Here is an 18432-nt window from a genome sequence, read left to right on the forward strand (position 1 = left end):
TAAGTGGGTTGGTAAAGTAATTTACCAATTCAGCGACTATAATACGTGTATTACATTTAAATGTCAGGTGTGAGTTATGAATATATCAGGTGGAAATCTACCTACAATCCCTGGTGCAGGCCAAGGCGCAGAGGTTTTAACTGCTGCTTTATCTAAAAAGCAACAGCAAGCTGATGGCGCCGCTGCACTTGCGCTTATTGAAGGTGCTACACAAACCTCAAGTGCACAAACACCGGCTAAGTCGGTTACTGCAACACTTGGGAATAATGTAAACGTTTATGTTTAAACCAATTTGAGGTCAATAGGGGTTTTACTTTTTTGGCCCCCTATTTCTCTTACTAGTTTAGGCACTAAAAATCCTGGCAGGGCTTCTAAAAGCTCTGCCATTATTTTTATGGCTTGTGCCTCATCTATATCAAAATGACTTGCGCCTTCTACCTTATCCAGTAAGTGTAAGTAATAAGGCATTACGTCTGTATCAAACAAGGCTTCACTTAAGTTTATTTGCGCATCAACTGTATCGTTAACATCTTTTAAAATAACCGCCTGATTTAATAACAGTACATTGGCTTGTTTTAGCATGTTCATGGCGTTTTTAAAGTCACTATCTATTTCGTTAGCATGGTTAATATGATTCACGAATATAACTTTTAGTGGTGACTTTGCTAATCTTTCACATAATTGTTCAGTAATGCGTGCAGGGATCACAACGGGTAAGCGGCTGTGTATGCGCATCCGTTTTATTTGTGGTATTTGCTCAAGCTCATCTAAAAACCAACTAATAGCATCGTCTTTGGCCATTAGTGGATCGCCACCACTTAAAATCACTTCGTTAATATTTTTATCAGCTTGTATATAGCTCAATGCATCAATAAGGCTGCGTTTATTTAACTGGTTTTCTTGATAAGGAAAATGGCGTCTAAAGCAGTAGCGGCAATTTACCGCACAACCAGTTTTAAACATGACTAAAACACGTGATTTATATTTATGTAACAGACCTGGTTGATTGTTATCTTGCTCAAGTAGCGGATCTTTATTAAACCCCGACTTAGTTAAAAATTCTTGATGGCGAGGCATAACTTGCAGCAATAAAGGATCATTTGCATCGCCATGACGAATTTTTTTTATAAAAGGCAATGGCACACGAACAGGAAACAAGCTACGAGCTTTTATGTCGTTTTCATGGACTTGGCTCGATAAACCAACCATTTCTAACAACACTTTTGGGCAGGTAACTACATTTGCTAATTCTTTTTGCCAGTTTTTATGCAAATTTGCTTCATTTCTTTGTATCATTGGCACGTAGATTACTCGAAAAATATAAATAGAGGAAACGATGGCGAATTATAGCACCAACGAGTTCAAGGGCGGCCTAAAAATTATGATGGACGGCGAACCTTGCAGTATCTTAGAAAATGAAATGGTAAAACCGGGTAAAGGCCAAGCGTTTAACCGTGTTCGTATCCGTAAGCTTATCTCTGGCAAGGTACTTGAAAAAACCTTTAAATCGGGTGAATCGGTTGAAGGTGCTGATGTAATGGATACCGATTTAGCGTACCTATATACAGACGGTGAATTTTGGCATTTCATGAACAATGAAACATTTGAACAAATCGCTGCTGACGAAAAAGCACTGGGCGATGCTGGAAAATGGTTAGTTGAAAACGATGTATGTACTATTACATTATGGAACGGCAGCCCAATTGCTGTAACTCCACCAAACTTTGTTGAGCTTGAGATTACTGAAACTGATCCGGGCCTTAAAGGTGATACAGCGGGCACAGGTGGTAAACCAGCAACGCTTAGCACAGGTGCTGTAGTACGTGTTCCATTATTCGTACAAATTGGCGAAGTAATTAAAGTAGACACTCGTAATGGTGAATACGTGAGCCGTGTTAAGTAAGCAGCAACGCGTCTTATTAATTAAATCCCGGCTTAAGCTGGGATTTTTTTTGGAGAAAATATGTCAGCAGATCTTTGGAAGCCGAGTGCCAGCATAGAAATACTTAAGCAACGCGCAGCAATTATGCGCAGCATTCGGGAATTCTTTTATGAGCGTAATGTAATGGAAGTCGAAACACCGAGTTTAAGTGCTGCCAGTGTAACCGATGTGCATTTAGCCAGCTTTAATACTACATTTGTGGGCCCAGGCCATGCTGGTGGGCTACCCCTGTTTTTGCAAACATCTCCAGAGTTTGCGATGAAACGCTTGTTAGCGGCCGGCTCAGGCGCTATTTTTCAGCTTTGTAAGGCATTTCGAAATGAAGAAGCGGGCAGTCATCATAATCCTGAATTTACTATGCTTGAATGGTATCGGCCTGGGTTTGACGAATTTGCTTTAATGGACGAAATAGATGAGCTAATGCAGCTCATTCTTGAGGTTGCGCCTGCAGAGCGCGTTACCTACCAACAGGCATTTGAACGCGCGTTAGGGGTCGATCCATTAACTGTATCTATCACGCAGTTACAACAACTCGCATGCGAACATGGCTTTGCTGATATTGCTAAAAACGAGACTCATAAAGATACCTTGCTGCAATTATTATTTTGTATGAAAGTAGAGCCAACAATAGGACAAGATAAGCCATGTTTTGTGTATCACTTTCCGGCATCACAAGCGGCACTGGCACAAATTTGTGAGCACGATGAGCGAGTAGCAGGGCGCTTTGAGTTGTATTATAAAAATATGGAACTGGCTAACGGCTTTAATGAGCTCACTAATGCTAAAGAACAAGCAAAAAGGTTTAACGAAGACAACACCTATCGTGCTGCTAACGGCTTAAAGCAAGTTCCTATGGATACGCGTTTAATTGCGGCATTGGAACATGGTTTAGAGCAATGTGCGGGGGTTGCATTAGGGATTGATAGACTCGTGATGCTAGCAACCAATAAACAAAAAATAAAAGAAGTGATTGCGTTTGATGTGACCAGAGCTTAAAGCAGCTAATTGCTTTTAGCGGTCAGCTATCAGATAAAAAACACCGCGTTTGCATTAAACGCGGTGTTTTCTATTCTCGAACTGACAACTGGTTCGCTGTATTACAGATTAAGCGTAAACGTAACGCCGGCCACACGTGGCTCACCTAGTTGAATGTAAGTTTGACTTGTATAACCATCTAACGGGTTGTTACCAAATTCAAAACCGCGAGTTGGAACGGTTTCATCAAACACATTACGTGCCCATGCACGAACAGCCCAGTTTTCTGCTTCGTAACCAAGGCTCGCATTTACTAAGTTTGTATTTGGAGCTTGTGCATTATGGCTGTCTGAGAAGTAATAATCGTCTTTTCCTTCAACGCCTAACATTGCATATAGCTCATCAGTAACATTGTAGCGTGCACTAAATGCGTATTGGTATTTAGGCGCTTGTGCTTGCTCGCGGCCATCTTGGTTTAAGCCCGACTTAGTGACAAAGTCGTTTATTTTCGTATCTAAATAGCCAGCGCTACCGCTAATGAGTAAATTATCAGTAAGTAAGTAGCTGCCTTCAATTTCAAGACCGTAGTTGCTGCCAGAGCTGGCATTGGCGACATAACCGGTAAATTGTTGATCTGATACTTGCCACGACTTTAATTGAATATTATCGCGGTGCATATAAAATGCCGCTAAGCGCAGGGTAAACTTGTCATCTAGCGATGAACCTTTAACGCCAAACTCACCACTCCACAAGTATTCTGGATCAAAGCTGGTATGCTGTTTGAAAAAATCAGCATCTAAGCTTAAACCTTCATCTTTTGCTTTTGCTAGCGCTTCTGAATTAATACCACCAGCTTTGTAACCGCGGGTGATACTGGTGTAAATCATGGTACGGTCAATAACTTGGTATTCAAGTGCAATTTTACCACCGAGCATAATATCGTCAGTTTCTTCAATAAAACCGTTACTATCGGTGTAATCTCCTTGATATTGCTCAACTCGTAAACCAGTAATAAGCGTAGTTTTTGGGCCAATTGCTGTGGCTAATTGGCCATAAGCTGCAATGTTATTAGTTTCATAGGTTGAAGCAAACGGGTTGGCTAACCACGTATATTGACGCTCTAAATCCACATCACGGTTTTGATAATAAATACCCGCAACCCAGTTACCTGCTTTACCAGTAAATTGCAGATCGAGCGCTTGATCATCACGATCGCGGCTATAAATATCTGTTGAACTATAACCATCAGGATGCAAACCGGCGGCACATAATTGCGGCTTATTAGTATCGTTACACACCCAGTCTTCATCAAAGCTATAAAAAAGTTCTGTATCAATGGCTGAAAGGTTTAAGTTGACATCAAAGGCATCAAAACCAGTGTAAGTATTATTCAGGCCAATAGCATAACTTTGTTGATTATCTTCGCCTGGTTGATCAGCAAGGCTGTTGCGAGAATTATCAAGAGTAAATGCATCGTAGCCGTTATTAATATCAATATAATGCAGGTTAAGTTCTGAATTTAAATGAGCTGTGAGTTGGCTGTTTAATTTAAAGCGTGCAACTTGCTCATCTTGATCTTGAGTGGGTTTATCTAAATAAAGGTTGTCTACGTAGCCGTCAGACTTTCTGCGAAAGTAGCTAACGCGGGCACTGGTGTCATCTGTTAAGCCTGTACTAGCGGCAAGGCCTGCTTCGTGGCTGTTATAAGTGCCAGCACCTAAATGTAATTTTAAGCTAGGATCGCTGGTTGCATTAGCTGATTGCATTTGGATCATGCCCGCCATGCCATCTGCACCAAAACGCGTACCTTGTGGACCACGGTAAATTTCTACTTGGTCAATATCAAACAATAATGAACTACCACCTAAGCCTGAATAATTAATACCGTCAATTACTAAGCCCACAGATGGGTTTATCGGGTCAACAAACTGCGAGCGTAAACCGACACCGCGAATTTGAATATAACGACCGCGAGACGCACCAGCAGCAAAGTTTACATTGGCTGCACTGGCTAACATTTCGTCTAAATACGTTGCACCACGTTGATTCATTTCATTTTCAGAAAATAAGCTGGCACTGGCGCTTAATGTTTGAATGCTTTCTTGCTGAAAGTCACCGGTAACAATGATTTTCTCTAGTTCGGTGTCATCTGCGTTAGCATATATAGGTGCTGCGAGCAGGGGTAATAACGTGGCTGTAATTAAAGACAAACGTAAGTTCATTAGGTTACTTAACTCCATTTTAGGGACTTGTATGGTAGCAATTATTTCAACACTTGTGCTATAAACGCGGCAATTATACGTTAAATAATTTGGATTACTAATATGACCTTTAAAGTAGACTTTAAGGTACGCGACTACGAATGTGACCTACAAGGTATTGTGAATAACAGTGTTTATTTTAATTATCTTGAGCACGCTCGCCACGAGTTTTTATACGCACACGGCGTTGATTTTGCACAACTTGCGAAAGATAAAATTAACTTAGTGGTGATACGCAGTGAAATGGATTACAAACATTCCCTATTGCCTGGAGATGAGTTTTATGTGGCGGTAGAGCCTGTGCGTATTAGTCGTCTTAAGTTTGCATTTAAACAAACGGTAGTGCGCAAAGAAGATGAAAAAATGATGCTCAATGCCTTAGTTATTGGTACATCGGTTAATGAGAAAGGTCGGCCATTTTTACCACCACAGATAGATAACTTATTCCAAGCCGTTGCATAGTTTTAAATAGCATGAATTTTAAACAAAAATTTACATTTAAAATATGCATTTTTAACGGATAAACCTGACAAATATTGATACTATTACATTAATTAGACAATAAGTTAGTAGTAACATGAAATTAGCAGCAATACCGATGCTCGTAATCGGTTTATGTGTTGGTTGCGCATCAACAGGGACAGTTACCACTGAGCAGCTAAAATATACACAATGGCAATTATCAAAGGTTGATGGTTTGGCTATTCCCGCATCTTTTAAAGCATCAATGAGCTTTATAGAAGCGCTACAAATAAATGGCTTTGCCGGATGCAATAAGTTTTTTGGTGAAGGTTCGCTTGAAGATAGCAGCTTGAGCGTAAGTAAATTAGGTATGACACGCAAATCATGCGGCCCTGAACTGGATGAGTTTGAACAGCAGTTTTTACAAGCGCTTAAGCAAGGTGCCGAGCTTAACCTGCAAGACCAAAAATTGGTGATGCAAGGCGAGCAAAAATTTGTGTTTATCCCTAAGTAAATTTTACACATTTTGAAAAACAGCCCCTTGCAGGGAATTTTCAACTGGCGTACACTCATAGCAGATTTGATTAAAACATTATCAAATCAACGAACAATTTAACTACTTGTCGGAGTGCCTAAGTTTTATTTAGGCTGAGATCGCGAAAGCGGGATCCGTGAACCTGATCAGGTTAATACCTGCGTAGGGAACAAGCTGCCTAAACGGGACGCTTGTGCGTCTTTTTTTATGCGTACAACAAAATCAAACCCGTCAATTTAGGCTGCAAAGTGGCATAAAGCTACTTTACGATCTTTCTCTATTCCATTGGAATATCTGGCAAGACAACCCTTAAGCAATGAGGTAAGTCATGTCAAACACTACAAACAAATCGTCGCGCCGAGAAACTCGTGCTGCTGCATCTGACTATATTTATAACCTAACGGGTCAACCATTTCCAAGCTCTCATAAAGTGTATGTTGAAGGAACCCAGCAAGGCGTGCGTGTGGGTATGCGCGAAATAACATTAAGCGATACATTCATAGGTGGCACAGATGAAAACCCTGTGTATGAGTCAAATGAGCCGCTGCGTGTTTACGATACATCTGGCCCGTATACCGATCCTAATTTTGAATTAGATGTACGTAAAGGGCTTGATAAATACCGTGAGCAGTGGATTGAAAGCCGTGGTGATACTGAAGTACTTGAGTCAGTTACCTCACAGTTTGCGCAGCAGCGTATGGCTGACGATGGGCTTGATCATATTCGCTTTGAGCATTTACCAAAAATTCGCCGTGCAAAAGCGGGTAAAAACGTAACGCAAATGCACTATGCCCGCCAAGGGATAGTTACCCCAGAAATGGAATATGTAGCGATACGTGAAAACATGGGGCGTGCGCAAATACGTGAAGAGCTTCTCGCGGCACAACATAAAGGGGAATCGTTTGGCGCGAGTATTCCTGAGTTTATTACTCCTGAATTTGTGCGTGCTGAAATAGCGCGTGGTCGCGCTATTTTACCTAACAATATTAATCATCCAGAAACCGAACCTATGATTGTTGGTCGCAACTTTTTAGTTAAAGTTAACGCCAATATAGGTAATTCATCAGTGGGTTCATCCATTGAGGAAGAAGTTGAAAAAATGGTGTGGTCAACCCGTTGGGGTGCCGACACCGTAATGGATTTATCAACTGGGCGCTACATTCACGAAACCCGCGAATGGCTAGTGCGTAATTCGCCAGTCCCTATTGGTACTGTACCCATTTATCAGGCCCTTGAAAAAGTAAATGGCGTAGCTGAAGACTTAACGTGGGAAATATTTCGTGACACGCTGATTGAGCAAGCCGAGCAAGGTGTTGATTACTTTACTATTCATGCTGGTGTACTGCTGCGCTATGTGCCTATGACAGCAAAACGCGTAACAGGCATTGTATCGCGCGGTGGCTCTATTATGGCTAAATGGTGCCTAGCTCATCACAAAGAAAACTTTTTATACACGCATTTTGAAGATATTTGTGAAATTTTAAAACAATACGATGTGTGTTTTTCATTAGGCGATGGCCTTCGCCCAGGCTCTATTGCTGATGCTAACGATGAAGCGCAATTTAGTGAGCTTCGTACCTTAGGCGAACTGACTAAAATAGCTTGGAAGCATGATGTACAAGTGTTCATAGAAGGCCCTGGGCATGTGCCTATGCATATGATCAAAGCCAATATGGAAGAGCAACTTAAACATTGTGACGAAGCGCCCTTTTATACCTTAGGCCCACTCACCACAGATATTGCACCAGGGTATGACCATATAACCTCAGGGATTGGGGCTGCGCAAATAGCTTGGTATGGCTGTGCCATGCTGTGTTATGTAACACCGAAAGAACATTTAGGTTTGCCAAATAAAGAAGACGTTAAAGAAGGCCTTATCACCTATAAAATTGCTGCTCATGCCGCCGATTTAGCCAAAGGTCACCCCGGTGCACAAGAGCGAGACAATGCTTTATCAAAAGCACGCTTTGAATTTAGGTGGCACGACCAATTCAACATTGGTTTAGACCCTGTTCGCGCTCGTGAATACCATGATGAAACACTGCCGCAAGAATCAGGAAAAGTAGCCCACTTTTGCTCCATGTGTGGTCCTAAATTTTGTTCGATGAAAATAACCCAAGAAGTACGTGACTACGCCAAAGATCTAGAAGCGCGCGGTATTGATCCTAATAACGTGGGTGATGCCATTGAAATCAAAATGGTTGATGTAGAGGCCGAGATGAAAGCTAAATCTGAAGAGTTTAAACAAACAGGCTCAGAGATTTACCATAAAGCAATATAAAATAGGTTGCGAGTTGCGAGCATCGAGTAGCGAAATGTTTATCTTAACATCTTGTTGCTCGAAGCCAGAGACCCGCAGCTCGCAGCTAAATGTAGGAGTGTTTATGTTTTATGACATTGCTGTGGTGGGCTTTGGTTTAGCGGGGCGGTTGGCGGCGCTTGAGTTAAGTAAGCAGCACCGTATTACTGTATTTGAAGCTGATGACGAGCATACTCAAAATAGTGCGGGTAAAGTGGCGGCGGCTATGCTGGCACCACTAGCTGAGTCGGTTATGTGTGAACATGATTTAGCACTATTGGGAGTAGATTCTATTGCTCGCTGGCCTGCTATTTTAGATGAGTTAAACAGTGAGGTGTTCTTTCAACAGCAGGGCACCTTAGTGGTTGCTCACCCGCAGGATAAAGGCGACTTACAAAGTTTTGCACAGCGAATAAAGCCGTTACTAAATTTTAGTGCCAAAGCGGTTAATACGCAGCAAATAGCGGATTTAGAACCTGAGCTTACAGGGCGTTTTAATCAAGGGCTATTTTTATCCGGTGAAGCGCAAATAGATAACCAAGCCTTTTATAAAGCCAGCTTTAGGTTGCTAAATAAGCGCAAAGTAAAGTTTGTGTTTAATCAACGCGCCAGCATCTTTGATAATAAAGTGAATAATCGAGAGTTTGATTACATTATTGATTGCAGAGGGCTTGGAGCCAAACAAGATCAGCCACTTCGAGGCGTGCGCGGGGAAGTGGCAAGGTTATACGCCCCTGAGGTTAACTTAACGCGGCCTGTGCGTTTAATGCATCCGCGTTACCCTATTTATATTGCACCTAAACCTAATCATGAATATGTCATAGGGGCAACGGAGATCGAATCGCAAGATACAGGTCCTGCAACTGTGCGCTCAACCCTTGAACTATTATCAGCGGCCTACACTGTTCATAGTGGCTTTGCCGAAGCGCGATTATTAAATATTCAAACAGGCTTACGCCCAGCGTTTAGCGATAATCGCCCACAGGTAAAAAAAACGAGCAAGGTTATCAGTATCAATGGCTTATATCGCCACGGCTATATGTTGGCACCCGCGCTTGTGGCACAAGCATTATCGCAAATAGAGTGAGTATTAAATGAACATTACAATTAATGGTGAGCCTTTAAATGTGACTAGCCATGCGCTGCTGGAAATAGTAAAAAACGTGGGTGCGATGGCGCCTTATGCCGTGGCTGTAAATGGAGAGTTTATTCCTCAGAGTCGCCATAGCCACGTTGTTATAAATGAAGGTGACAGTATTGAGTTATTGTCACCTATCCAAGGTGGATAGTGCTATGCAAAGCAAAGACTGTTTAACAATTTATGGTGAACCAATCAATAGTCGCTTGTTAATTGGATCTGCGTTATATCCGTCACCAGATATCATGACGCAATCGATTAAAGCCTCAGGTGCTGAGATAGTCACCGTGTCACTTAGACGACAACAAAACGCGGCGGCAGGGAATGATTTTTGGCAATTAATTAAAAACACCGGTTTAAAAATACTGCCTAATACTGCCGGATGCCACAGCGTCAAAGAGGCTATTAACCTAGCTAAAATGTGCCGAGAAGTATTTGCTACCGATTGGATAAAACTTGAATTAATAGGCGATGACTATAATTTACAGCCCGATCCCTTTGCATTACTTGAAGCCACAAAAATATTGATTGATGATGGGTTTAAAGTACTGCCTTATTGCACTGATGATTTAGTGCTGTGTCAGCGCTTGAATGGATTAGGCTGTGAGGTGCTAATGCCGTGGGGCGCGCCTATTGGCACCGGTAAAGGATTGTTAAATAGTTATAATTTAAAAACCATTAGAGAACGCCTGCCTAATACAACATTAATTGTTGATGCCGGGTTAGGTTTACCATCGCATGCCTGCCAAGCACTTGAATTAGGGTATGATGCTGTATTATTAAATTCAGCCATTGCAGGGGCGGGTTGCCCAGTGACTATGAGCCGTGCATTTAAAGCTGCGGTAGAGGCAGGGCGCTTTGCATACAATGCCAAAGCAATGCCCGAAAAAGACGTTGCAACCCCCTCAACCCCAACAATGGGTATGCCATTTTGGCATCAGCAGTAAGGAAAGAAAAATATGACAAACGTAGTGTGGACAATTGCTGGCTCTGATTCTGGCGGCGGCGCGGGTATTCAAGCCGATATTAAGGCAATGCAAAGTTTTGGTGTGCATGGTTGTACAGCAATCACCGCGCTTACCGCTCAAAATAGCTTAGGTGTAGAGGCCATTAATGCAGTGTCTACCGATATTATTGAGTCCCAGTTGCTTGCACTTGAAAAAGACATGAAAGCCAAAGTGATAAAAATTGGTATGCTTGCCAATGTGCAGCAAATTCAGTTAATTAGTGAGCACATAAGCCATTACAAAGCCAAATGGCCAACCCCGCCGGTTATTGTGTATGACCCTGTGGCTATTGCCTCAAGCGGTGACTTACTAACAGAAGAAGACACCGTAAGTGCGATAAAAGAATGTTTACTACCGCTGGTGGATGTAATTACCCCAAATACCCACGAAACCCAGTTATTAACGGGTGTGTATTTAATTGGCCCTGCAGCGATTAAAGAAGCGGCGAGTAAGCTGATGGCGTGGGGCGCAAAAGCGGTGGTGATTAAAGGCGGACATTGGGATTACCCAAGCGGGTATTGCATTGATTACTGCACACAAAACGGTGAAGACTATTGGCTAGGTAATGAAAAAATTCAAGTTCCTCATAGCCATGGTACAGGGTGCAGTATGGCGTCAGTAATTGCTGCGTGTCTTGCAAAAGACTATCCGTTAAAAGATGCGTTTATTTTAGCTAAAGCCTATATAAACCAAGGTTTAAAGCAATCAGTTCGCTATGGCGAGGGCATAGGGCCGGTTGCACAAACGCAGTTTCCTACCAATTTAGCGCATTACCCTCAGGTGATTGAACCGGGTAGCTGGTTAGGTGATGAGTTGGATTTTGATGTGCCGCTTGATTTTAATATGGCTGCTGATTTTGCAGCCTGTGAAAGTAAAAAGCTTGGCCTCTATGGTGTGGTTGATAGTATTGAATGGCTAGAAAAGTGCTTACAGCAAGGAATTAAAACAGCTCAGCTTCGTGTTAAAAATAAAACGCAGAATGAGCTAGATGAACTGATTGCCAAAGCGGTCACCTTGGGTGAGCAGTATAATGCGCAGGTATTTATAAATGATTACTGGCAACTTGCCATCAAACATGGCGCCTATGGGGTGCATTTAGGGCAAGAAGACTTAGAGAGTGCAAACTTAGTTGCTATAAAAGAAGCAGGCCTGCGACTTGGTCTTTCTACCCATGGCTTTTATGAAATGCTTCGGGCGCATAATTACCGCCCAAGCTACATGGCCTTTGGCGCGATTTATCCTACCACCACCAAAGACATGACTGGCCAGATACAGGGGCTTGAAAAGCTAACTCGGTTTGTGCCATTAATGCAAAGCTATCCTACAGTGGCTATTGGCGGAATTGATTTAAATAGGGCGCAAGAGGTTGCTAAAACGGGCGTGGGCAGTGTAGCCGTGGTGCGTGCTATTACCGAGGCTGATGATTATGTAGAGGCAATCAATACTTTAAAATCGGTGATAAATGAGAATGCCTGCTAACATGCAAACGCAGCAGCTCAGCGACAAAGAAATCTTGCGTTATAGCCGCCACATATTACTTGATGAAGTGGGGCTTGAAGGGCAGTTAACGCTGAAACGCTCAACGGTTGCCGTAGTTGGTGCAGGTGGCTTAGGTAGTCCTGCGCTGCTGTATTTAGTGGCAGCTGGCATTGGGTCGCTTATTTTAATTGATGACGATGTAGTTGAACTGTCTAACTTGCAGCGCCAAGTGCTTTATAAAGTAAATCATTTGGGGCAAAACAAAGTTCGCGCGGCTGGAAAAGTGCTTGCGAGCCTTAACAATCAAATAAATATAATAACCCACACTCAAAAGCTGGATGATACCAACAGTGCGTTGCTCTTAAAAAACGCCGACATAGTACTTGATTGCTCTGACAACTTTGCGACTCGATACACGGTAAATCGCTATTGCATTGCTAATAACACTCGCTTAATTACAGGGGCTGCGCTGGCAACTCAAGGGCAATTAATGGGGTTTGATTTTAGACAAAGTGACAGTCCATGTTACGGCTGTGTTTTCCCTCAAAGTAGCGATGCACCGGTTATAAATTGTAGTAATGCCGGGGTAATTAGCCCTTTACTTGGGATTGTTGGGTCAATGCAGGCACAATTAACCCTCAATATGTTGTTAGGTCATTTTAAGGGGAATATGTTTATAACGTTTGACGCATTAAGCTTAAAGCAACAGCATTTTAAGATGACTAAGGATTTAGCGTGTAAAGAGTGTGGCGGGTATGAGTAATGAAAAGCTTGGCTTTTAACGTGAGTAAGCTCTACGTTTACAAGAAAACACCGCGGTTATTGAAAATAAACGCGGTGTTTTTTTAAGCTCGAACTGACACTACCTATTAATCATCAATTTTTGCAAAGGCAGTGCCTAAACGAGTAACTACCTCTGGGAGTTGATCGTCTAATATTTCTGCTTTGTTCGCACCCCATGCGAGCACAACCGTTGAGCCTAATTTAAAGCGACCCATTTCTTCCCCTTTCTTAAGGGTGATCGCGTTTTCGCCTTTAGTTGGGTAGTTCCAGCTAAACACATCACTGCCAGCTGGTGGAGTCACTGTGCCAGCCCAAATAGTTTCTATGCTGGCAACAATGGTTGCGCCTACTAAAACCATAGCTAGCGGGCCAATTTCAGTTTCAAAAATAGCCACTACACGCTCGTTACGGGCAAATAAATTTGGTACGTTTTGAGCGGTAAGTGGGTTTACTGAAAATAAATCGCCCGGTACATAAATCATTTTGCTTAGCGTGCCATCAATTGGCATATGAATACGGTGGTAATCTTTTGGGGCTAAGTAAATAGTTGCAAATTTACCGCCTAAAAACGGGGTTGTGTCGTCTTGTGATCCACCTAACAATGCTTGTAAGCTGTAATCGTGGCCTTTAGCTTGAATAAGTTGACCATCAACAATGTCGCCTAGTTGGCTAATTGCGCCGTCTACTGGATGAATAATAATATCGTCATCTTCAACCATAGGACGCACACCGTCTTTTAACGGACGGGTAAAAAATTCATTAAAGCTTTTGTAATGAGCCGGATCTGAATATTTAGCTTCGCTCATATCTATTTTATATTGTTTAATAAATAATTTAATTAATGTGGTTGTTAACGCACCGGCTTTTGCTGCAGCAAGTTTACCTACCACACGAGAAATAAAGTGTTTTGGCATGGCATACTGCATGGCGATTTTAAATTTATCTAAACTCACAGGTTATTCCCTTATTATACGCGGGGCGCACGAGCGCCTGCACGGCCATCGGCCATGGTTTCTAAAATACGGTGGTAGCTTTCAAAGCGTAATTTTGAAATATCGCCATCGGCTACCGCTTGTTTAATTATACAGCCCGGATCGTTTAAATGTTTACAATCTCTAAACCGGCATCCGCCTATAAATTCTCTAAATTCTTTAAAGCACCAAGTGACGCGTTCAACATCTAAATGCCATAGGCCAAATTCACGAATTCCCGGTGAGTCAATTAAATTACCCCCGCTCGGTAAATGATGAAGGCGTGATACCGTGGTGGTGTGCTGGCCAAGCCCGCTGTTTTCAGACACTTCTTTAGTCAAAATTTCAGCATCCGGCAGTACAGTGTTAACTAAGGTAGATTTACCCACGCCACTTTGACCAACAAAAATATTGTTTTTGCCCGCAAGTACTTCTTTTAACTCATTAATGCCTTCGCCAGTTATATTACTAACTAGCAGCACCTGATAATTAAGCTTACGGTAAATGTCGAGGATTTGTTGTATTTCGTTTAAACCAGCTTCATCAATTAAATCAATTTTATTCAGTACTAAAATGGGTTCGATACCCATGTCTTCACAGGCAATTAAATAGCGGTCAATAATGCTCGGGGTAAACTCTGGCAGTACCGCTGAAACCATTAAAATTTGATCAATGTTAGCGGCAATCACTTTAACCCCATCATAAAAATCGGGGCGCGTGAGTTGTGAACGGCGCTCTTGAGTTGCTTCAATAACACCCGCTAAATCACCTTCACTTACTTTTGCACGGCGAAACAATACTTCATCGCCGCAAACCAAGTTCGATACGGTACGACGAATATTACAACGTAATACATCACCGTTTTGTGTTTCTACATCGGCATGTTGTCCAAAGCGGCTAATAACAATCGCATTTTCCACTTGACCTAAATTATCTGTTTGCCATTCTTGCGCGCCGACTTTTGCCGGTTTTGTATCGGCATTCGATAAGCGCTTTTGATGATTGGCCTTGATCCTACGGGATTGGCCTTTACTTAATTTTTTCTGTTTTGCCACTTGAGGCCTATAACCTGAGTTAAATGCCGAGTTTGCCAAAAAAAGCTTTAGCTCGACGGTTGATGCTAATATGATATATCGAAATGCGTTGGATCTAAAGAAAAGCACCGTTTAAGGTAATTATGACTATTAATAAATCAAATTTAATTTGGCTCGATCTGGAAATGACCGGACTTGAACCAGAGACTGACAAAATACTTGAAATTGCAACTGTTGTCACTGACGCTGATCTGAATATATTAGCCGAAGGCCCAACCATTGCCATTCATCAAAGTGATGAACTACTTGATGGTATGGATGAGTGGTGTACAACTCAGCATGGCAAATCAGGGCTTACAGCGCGTTGTAAGGCAAGTACTTTCGATGAAGCTTATGCCGTTGAGCAAACCCTCGCGTTTTTAAAGCAATGGGTGCCAGCGGGTGCTTCACCCATGTGTGGTAACTCGATTGGCCAAGATCGTCGTTTTATGAATAAGTATATGCGTGAGCTTGAAGACTTTTTTCATTACCGTAATTTAGATGTAAGTACCATTAAAGAACTTGCTCGTCGTTGGAAACCAGATGTATTGGCTCAAGTGAATAAAAAAGGGTCACATTTAGCGTTAGACGACATTAAAGATTCGATTATGGAATTAAAGGTTTACCGAGAAAAGTTTTTTAATTTATAAAAAATACTTGCAAAGCACCCTAATTATTGTAGAATCCTGCCCCGCTCAAGACGATAACCCCCGCGGGGTTAGTGTGTTTGAGCTTTGACTTTTGAATGCGGCACTAGCTCAGTTGGTAGAGCGCGACCTTGCCAAGGTCGAGGTCACGAGTTCGAGCCTCGTGTGCCGCTCCAATTTCTCACCAAAGAAATTGTAGTTCAAGATGAAAAGTTAAAATTGATATAATGCGGCACTAGCTCAGTTGGTAGAGCGCGACCTTGCCAAGGTCGAGGTCACGAGTTCGAGCCTCGTGTGCCGCTCCAATTTCTCACCAAAAGAAATTGTAGTAGAAATAAAGATTCAAGATGAAAGGCGAAAGGAACAAGGTTTAATTTTGACAGAACCTAGAACTTAGAACCTAGAACCTAGGACCTAGAATCTTCATATAATGCGGTACTAGCTCAGTTGGTAGAGCGCGACCTTGCCAAGGTCGAGGTCACGAGTTCGAGCCTCGTGTACCGCTCCAATCTTATTTACTTTCCAGATATTCATTTTTAAATAGCAAACAATAATCCACATGTGAATCATTATAAATTTAATTTATATAATTTTTATTAGATTTGAAGTACTCAATGGATGCGAACGATCTGTGTTGTAAAACCTAAAACCTAAAACCTAAAACCTAAAACCTAGCTCTAAAACGTTTCGCCTTGCAAAGTGGCAATAATTCGCCTAGCCCCGCCATGGTCGCGATGTTCGCCTAAGTATATTCCTTGCCAAGTCCCCAGCGCTAATTGACCATTATTAATAGGTATCGTTAACTCGCAACCTAAAGTGCTGGTTTTAATATGAGCAGGCATATCATCATCGCCCTCATAGTCATGACGATAATAAGGCTGGCGCTCAGGTACAAACTGATTGAAGTGGCTTTCCATATCCATACGCACGGTCGGATCGGCATTTTCATTAATGGTTAAGCTGGCAGAGGTGTGTTGAATAAATAAGTGTAATAACCCTATTTTTAGTTGGCTCAGCTGTGGGAGTTTAGTCAGTATGTCGTTATCAATTAAGTGAAAGCCCCGCGAGCGAGGCTTTAATGTAATCGTGGTTTGCGACCAGCTCATAGCTTATCGAAGCTCACTTCAATGTTTGCATTACCTGCATCACTGGTAAATGGCATAATAATTTTTTTGCCGTCACTTTTATGCGTAATAGTATGGTTTTTACCAGACACAACAATGGGGGTTGCCATGGCAAAGTCATAGCCTTTTTCACCTAATAGGTTTTTAGCACCACCGGTGACCATATTGGTTATTTCGCCGACCATGTCAGTGACTTCTTCATTTACGCTGTCAGGTCGCTCACCTAACATACGTTCCATTATAGTCAGCGCTAAACTTTCGTCGAAGGTTATTGAAAATGAACCGCGAGTTTGGGGGCCAACCATACCAATTAATCCCGATACATCACCACAGGCTACTTCATCGGTTTTAATGCGAGGTTTACCTGGTTTTAACTGAGTTTGAGCCATGGTGCTCAATACATTCATCAAAGAAGATAAAAAGGGATTAATGAACTCTACATTCATATTATATATCCTTAAATTGGTACTGATAGAGGGTATACGTAAAGTATAGCTATAGTCGCTCAGCTATGCTCGACAAGCGTCACATTTACCGTGTGCTTCTATGGTTTGCCCAGAAACTACAAAGCCACTTTCGGCTGCTAAGTTATTGAGCTCATGTGAAATTACTGTTGAATGCAGCTCTTTAACAAACCCACATGTATCGCAAATTAGTAATTGAACAGGATGAATATGATCAAAGTGATGACACAACATGAATGCATTAGTGCTTTCAATTTTATGAATAAAACCGAGTTCTGCTAAAAAGTCTAAAGCACGATAAATTGTCGCAGGTTTTGCGCCTGTTTCAGTGACTTTTAATTGCTCTAGCAAATCGTATGCACCCACACCACCTTGAGCGCTTGCTAATAAACGAAATACCTTTTCGCGAATAGGTGTGAATCGCGCACCACGGTTGTCGCATACTTGTTTTGCTTTACTTACGAGTGATTCTATATTCATCTTCTCTCATCCTTACTTTGCCGTGATATACTAACATACTGTATTGTAGTTGCAGCGTTTTATTAACCGCTTTTGTGAAAAGGTATTCATTAATGCATGAACTATTAGCCATATTTATTTTCTTTTTTGCAGTTATCGATCCAATCGGCACAATTCCGGTTTTTATCGCCGTAACTCGGGGTGATGACGACAAGTTTAAGCGTAAAGTAATTTTTAAAGCAGTGGGTGTATCTGCTTTAGTACTGTTATTTTTTGTGGTTGCCGGTGAGCAATTACTCAATGTGATTGAGATTCCACTATCGGCATTTCAAATAGCCGGTGGGTTGATCTTATTAATTTTTGCACTCTCCATGACGTTTGGTGAAAGTAAACCCGAAGCTGAAATTAAAAGTGTTCGCGATAGCACTGAAACCGCTATTTTTCCGCTGGCTATACCCTCAATTGCAAGCCCAGGCGCTATGTTAGGTGCGGTATTAATGACGCGTAATGAAGAATATACTTGGGTTGAACAAATGATTACCTCATCAATGATGCTGGCCGTTTTAGTGGTGGTACTTATTTTGTTATTACTTGCTACGCATGTACATAAAATAATAGGTGATAGTGGGGCAAGTATTATTAGCCGAATTATGGGGTTAATTTTAAGCTCAGTCGCAGTAACGAATATTTTAAATGGTATCGCACAATACTTTGGCTTGCAGGTGTTTGCTTAATATTGCTGCGCATGGGGCTTTTGTGTAAAATGCAGCGCCTTTTAAGCTGTGCTTAAATTATAAATTTTTGAGGACTACA

At 41.9% G+C, this 18432-nt stretch carries 20 protein-coding genes, 3 tRNA genes and 1 riboswitch; of the genes, 16 read left to right on the forward strand and 7 right to left on the reverse strand.

Annotated elements, in window-relative coordinates; genetic code table 11:
* The first annotated feature begins 76 nt into the window (after positions 1–76).
* On the forward strand, positions 77–286 hold the full coding sequence (locus PTET_RS01760; protein WP_013463951.1) for a hypothetical protein: 210 nt from the start codon (positions 77–79) through the stop codon (positions 284–286).
* Here the strand turns inward: PTET_RS01760 and epmB are convergent.
* Positions 283–1296 (reverse strand): EF-P beta-lysylation protein EpmB, encoded by a 1014-nt coding sequence (epmB, locus tag PTET_RS01765; protein ID WP_041695590.1) that lies wholly within the window; start codon positions 1294–1296, stop codon positions 283–285. The two genes, PTET_RS01760 and epmB, sit on opposite strands and share 4 nt — an antisense overlap.
* Before the next feature lie 40 nt (positions 1297–1336).
* Between epmB and efp the strand changes: the two genes are divergently transcribed.
* Positions 1337–1903 carry an elongation factor P gene (gene efp, locus PTET_RS01770; protein ID WP_010390517.1) on the forward strand — a complete coding sequence of 189 codons (567 nt, stop codon included), beginning with the start codon at positions 1337–1339 and terminating at the stop codon, positions 1901–1903.
* Positions 1904–1963: 60 nt separating this feature from the next.
* The gene (gene epmA / locus PTET_RS01775; protein WP_013463953.1) at positions 1964–2938 is read left to right on the forward strand and encodes an elongation factor P--(R)-beta-lysine ligase; all 975 of its coding nucleotides are present in this window, start codon (positions 1964–1966) and stop codon (positions 2936–2938) included.
* Between the two features lie 101 nt (positions 2939–3039).
* On the opposite strand, the gene PTET_RS01780 is transcribed toward epmA, so the two are convergent.
* Positions 3040–5139 (reverse strand): TonB-dependent receptor, encoded by a 2100-nt coding sequence (locus tag PTET_RS01780; RefSeq protein ID WP_013463954.1) that lies wholly within the window; start codon positions 5137–5139, stop codon positions 3040–3042.
* A 102-nt stretch (positions 5140–5241) separates the two neighbouring features.
* Between PTET_RS01780 and PTET_RS01785 the strand changes: the two genes are divergently transcribed.
* The 8 genes from PTET_RS01785 (at position 5242) to PTET_RS01820 (ending at position 12861) form a co-directional block, all read left to right on the forward strand.
* Positions 5242–5640 carry an acyl-CoA thioesterase gene (locus tag PTET_RS01785; protein WP_096038110.1) on the forward strand — a complete coding sequence of 133 codons (399 nt, stop codon included), beginning with the start codon at positions 5242–5244 and terminating at the stop codon, positions 5638–5640.
* Positions 5641–5755: 115 nt separating this feature from the next.
* Positions 5756–6154, forward strand: a complete 399-nt coding sequence (locus PTET_RS01790) for an META domain-containing protein (protein WP_013463956.1) — start codon at positions 5756–5758, stop codon at positions 6152–6154.
* A 100-nt stretch (positions 6155–6254) separates the two neighbouring features.
* Positions 6255–6361, forward strand: a riboswitch (TPP riboswitch).
* A 142-nt stretch (positions 6362–6503) separates the two neighbouring features.
* Positions 6504–8456 carry a phosphomethylpyrimidine synthase ThiC gene (thiC, locus tag PTET_RS01795; protein ID WP_013463957.1) on the forward strand — a complete coding sequence of 651 codons (1953 nt, stop codon included), beginning with the start codon at positions 6504–6506 and terminating at the stop codon, positions 8454–8456.
* 103 nt (positions 8457–8559) lie between these two features.
* Positions 8560–9561: an FAD-dependent oxidoreductase gene (locus tag PTET_RS01800; RefSeq protein WP_013463958.1), complete on the forward strand. Its 1002-nt coding sequence runs from the start codon at positions 8560–8562 to the stop codon at positions 9559–9561.
* Positions 9562–9568: 7 nt separating this feature from the next.
* Positions 9569–9763 carry a sulfur carrier protein ThiS gene (gene thiS / locus PTET_RS01805; protein ID WP_013463959.1) on the forward strand — a complete coding sequence of 65 codons (195 nt, stop codon included), beginning with the start codon at positions 9569–9571 and terminating at the stop codon, positions 9761–9763.
* 4 nt (positions 9764–9767) lie between these two features.
* Positions 9768–10559 carry a thiazole synthase gene (locus PTET_RS01810; protein ID WP_013463960.1) on the forward strand — a complete coding sequence of 264 codons (792 nt, stop codon included), beginning with the start codon at positions 9768–9770 and terminating at the stop codon, positions 10557–10559.
* A 12-nt stretch (positions 10560–10571) separates the two neighbouring features.
* On the forward strand, positions 10572–12098 hold the full coding sequence (gene thiE, locus PTET_RS01815) for a thiamine phosphate synthase (RefSeq protein ID WP_013463961.1): 1527 nt from the start codon (positions 10572–10574) through the stop codon (positions 12096–12098).
* Positions 12082–12861 carry a HesA/MoeB/ThiF family protein gene (locus PTET_RS01820; protein WP_013463962.1) on the forward strand — a complete coding sequence of 260 codons (780 nt, stop codon included), beginning with the start codon at positions 12082–12084 and terminating at the stop codon, positions 12859–12861. Before thiE ends, PTET_RS01820 begins: the two co-directional genes overlap by 17 nt.
* A gap of 106 nt (positions 12862–12967) precedes the next feature.
* Here PTET_RS01820 and asd read toward each other — a convergent pair whose 3' ends face one another.
* On the reverse strand, positions 12968–13834 hold the full coding sequence (gene asd, locus PTET_RS01825) for an archaetidylserine decarboxylase (protein ID WP_016900290.1): 867 nt from the start codon (positions 13832–13834) through the stop codon (positions 12968–12970).
* 14 nt (positions 13835–13848) lie between these two features.
* The gene (gene rsgA / locus PTET_RS01830) at positions 13849–14907 is read right to left on the reverse strand and encodes a small ribosomal subunit biogenesis GTPase RsgA (RefSeq protein ID WP_013463964.1); all 1059 of its coding nucleotides are present in this window, start codon (positions 14905–14907) and stop codon (positions 13849–13851) included.
* A gap of 122 nt (positions 14908–15029) precedes the next feature.
* Here rsgA and orn point away from each other — a divergent pair, with 122 nt between their 5' ends.
* The 4 genes from orn to PTET_RS01850 all read left to right on the forward strand — a co-directional run bounded on the left by orn (position 15030) and on the right by PTET_RS01850 (position 16080).
* Positions 15030–15575, forward strand: coding sequence for an oligoribonuclease (gene orn, locus PTET_RS01835; protein ID WP_008115490.1), 546 nt, complete (start codon positions 15030–15032; stop codon positions 15573–15575).
* Between the two features lie 97 nt (positions 15576–15672).
* Positions 15673–15748, forward strand: a tRNA-Gly gene (locus tag PTET_RS01840).
* Between the two features lie 53 nt (positions 15749–15801).
* Positions 15802–15877, forward strand: a tRNA-Gly gene (locus PTET_RS01845).
* A 127-nt stretch (positions 15878–16004) separates the two neighbouring features.
* A tRNA-Gly gene (locus PTET_RS01850) sits at positions 16005–16080 on the forward strand.
* 169 nt (positions 16081–16249) lie between these two features.
* On the opposite strand, the gene PTET_RS01855 is transcribed toward PTET_RS01850, so the two are convergent.
* From PTET_RS01855 to PTET_RS01865, 3 genes are all read right to left on the reverse strand, one after another.
* A complete protein-coding gene (locus tag PTET_RS01855; RefSeq protein ID WP_013463965.1) occupies positions 16250–16678 on the reverse strand; it encodes a secondary thiamine-phosphate synthase enzyme YjbQ in 429 nt (142 codons plus the stop codon).
* Positions 16675–17142 (reverse strand): chemotaxis protein CheX, encoded by a 468-nt coding sequence (locus PTET_RS01860; protein WP_013463966.1) that lies wholly within the window; start codon positions 17140–17142, stop codon positions 16675–16677. The genes PTET_RS01855 and PTET_RS01860 overlap by 4 nt, the downstream gene beginning before the upstream one ends.
* A 63-nt stretch (positions 17143–17205) precedes the next feature.
* Positions 17206–17640 carry a transcriptional repressor gene (locus PTET_RS01865; protein WP_013463967.1) on the reverse strand — a complete coding sequence of 145 codons (435 nt, stop codon included), beginning with the start codon at positions 17638–17640 and terminating at the stop codon, positions 17206–17208.
* A 92-nt stretch (positions 17641–17732) separates the two neighbouring features.
* On the opposite strand from PTET_RS01865, the gene PTET_RS01870 reads away from it, so the two are divergent.
* Positions 17733–18353, forward strand: coding sequence for a MarC family protein (locus PTET_RS01870; protein ID WP_008115498.1), 621 nt, complete (start codon positions 17733–17735; stop codon positions 18351–18353).
* The last annotated feature ends 79 nt before the right edge of the window (positions 18354–18432 follow it).

Source organism: Pseudoalteromonas tetraodonis, assembly GCF_002310835.1.
Taxonomy (GTDB): Bacteria; Pseudomonadota; Gammaproteobacteria; order Enterobacterales; family Alteromonadaceae; genus Pseudoalteromonas; species Pseudoalteromonas tetraodonis.

Bases quoted from the DNA above. Each gene is read 5' to 3' on its own strand.
- thiE (WP_013463961.1), top strand. From the start codon at position 10,572: ATGACAAACGTAGTGTGGACAATTGCTGGCTCTGATTCTGGCGGCGGC.
- PTET_RS01790 (WP_013463956.1), top strand. From the start codon at position 5,756: ATGAAATTAGCAGCAATACCGATGCTCGTAATCGGTTTATGTGTTGGT.
- PTET_RS01860 (WP_013463966.1), bottom strand. From the start codon at position 17,142: ATGAATGTAGAGTTCATTAATCCCTTTTTATCTTCTTTGATGAATGTA.
- PTET_RS01870 (WP_008115498.1), top strand. From the start codon at position 17,733: ATGCATGAACTATTAGCCATATTTATTTTCTTTTTTGCAGTTATCGAT.
- PTET_RS01785 (WP_096038110.1), top strand. From the start codon at position 5,242: ATGACCTTTAAAGTAGACTTTAAGGTACGCGACTACGAATGTGACCTA.
- PTET_RS01800 (WP_013463958.1), top strand. From the start codon at position 8,560: ATGTTTTATGACATTGCTGTGGTGGGCTTTGGTTTAGCGGGGCGGTTG.
- epmB (WP_041695590.1), bottom strand. From the start codon at position 1,296: ATGATACAAAGAAATGAAGCAAATTTGCATAAAAACTGGCAAAAAGAA.
- PTET_RS01810 (WP_013463960.1), top strand. From the start codon at position 9,768: ATGCAAAGCAAAGACTGTTTAACAATTTATGGTGAACCAATCAATAGT.
- PTET_RS01760 (WP_013463951.1), top strand. From the start codon at position 77: ATGAATATATCAGGTGGAAATCTACCTACAATCCCTGGTGCAGGCCAA.
- epmA (WP_013463953.1), top strand. From the start codon at position 1,964: ATGTCAGCAGATCTTTGGAAGCCGAGTGCCAGCATAGAAATACTTAAG.
- thiS (WP_013463959.1), top strand. From the start codon at position 9,569: ATGAACATTACAATTAATGGTGAGCCTTTAAATGTGACTAGCCATGCG.
- orn (WP_008115490.1), top strand. From the start codon at position 15,030: ATGACTATTAATAAATCAAATTTAATTTGGCTCGATCTGGAAATGACC.
- PTET_RS01820 (WP_013463962.1), top strand. From the start codon at position 12,082: ATGAGAATGCCTGCTAACATGCAAACGCAGCAGCTCAGCGACAAAGAA.
- PTET_RS01780 (WP_013463954.1), bottom strand. From the start codon at position 5,139: ATGAACTTACGTTTGTCTTTAATTACAGCCACGTTATTACCCCTGCTC.
- efp (WP_010390517.1), top strand. From the start codon at position 1,337: ATGGCGAATTATAGCACCAACGAGTTCAAGGGCGGCCTAAAAATTATG.
- PTET_RS01865 (WP_013463967.1), bottom strand. From the start codon at position 17,640: ATGAATATAGAATCACTCGTAAGTAAAGCAAAACAAGTATGCGACAAC.
- PTET_RS01855 (WP_013463965.1), bottom strand. From the start codon at position 16,678: ATGAGCTGGTCGCAAACCACGATTACATTAAAGCCTCGCTCGCGGGGC.
- thiC (WP_013463957.1), top strand. From the start codon at position 6,504: ATGTCAAACACTACAAACAAATCGTCGCGCCGAGAAACTCGTGCTGCT.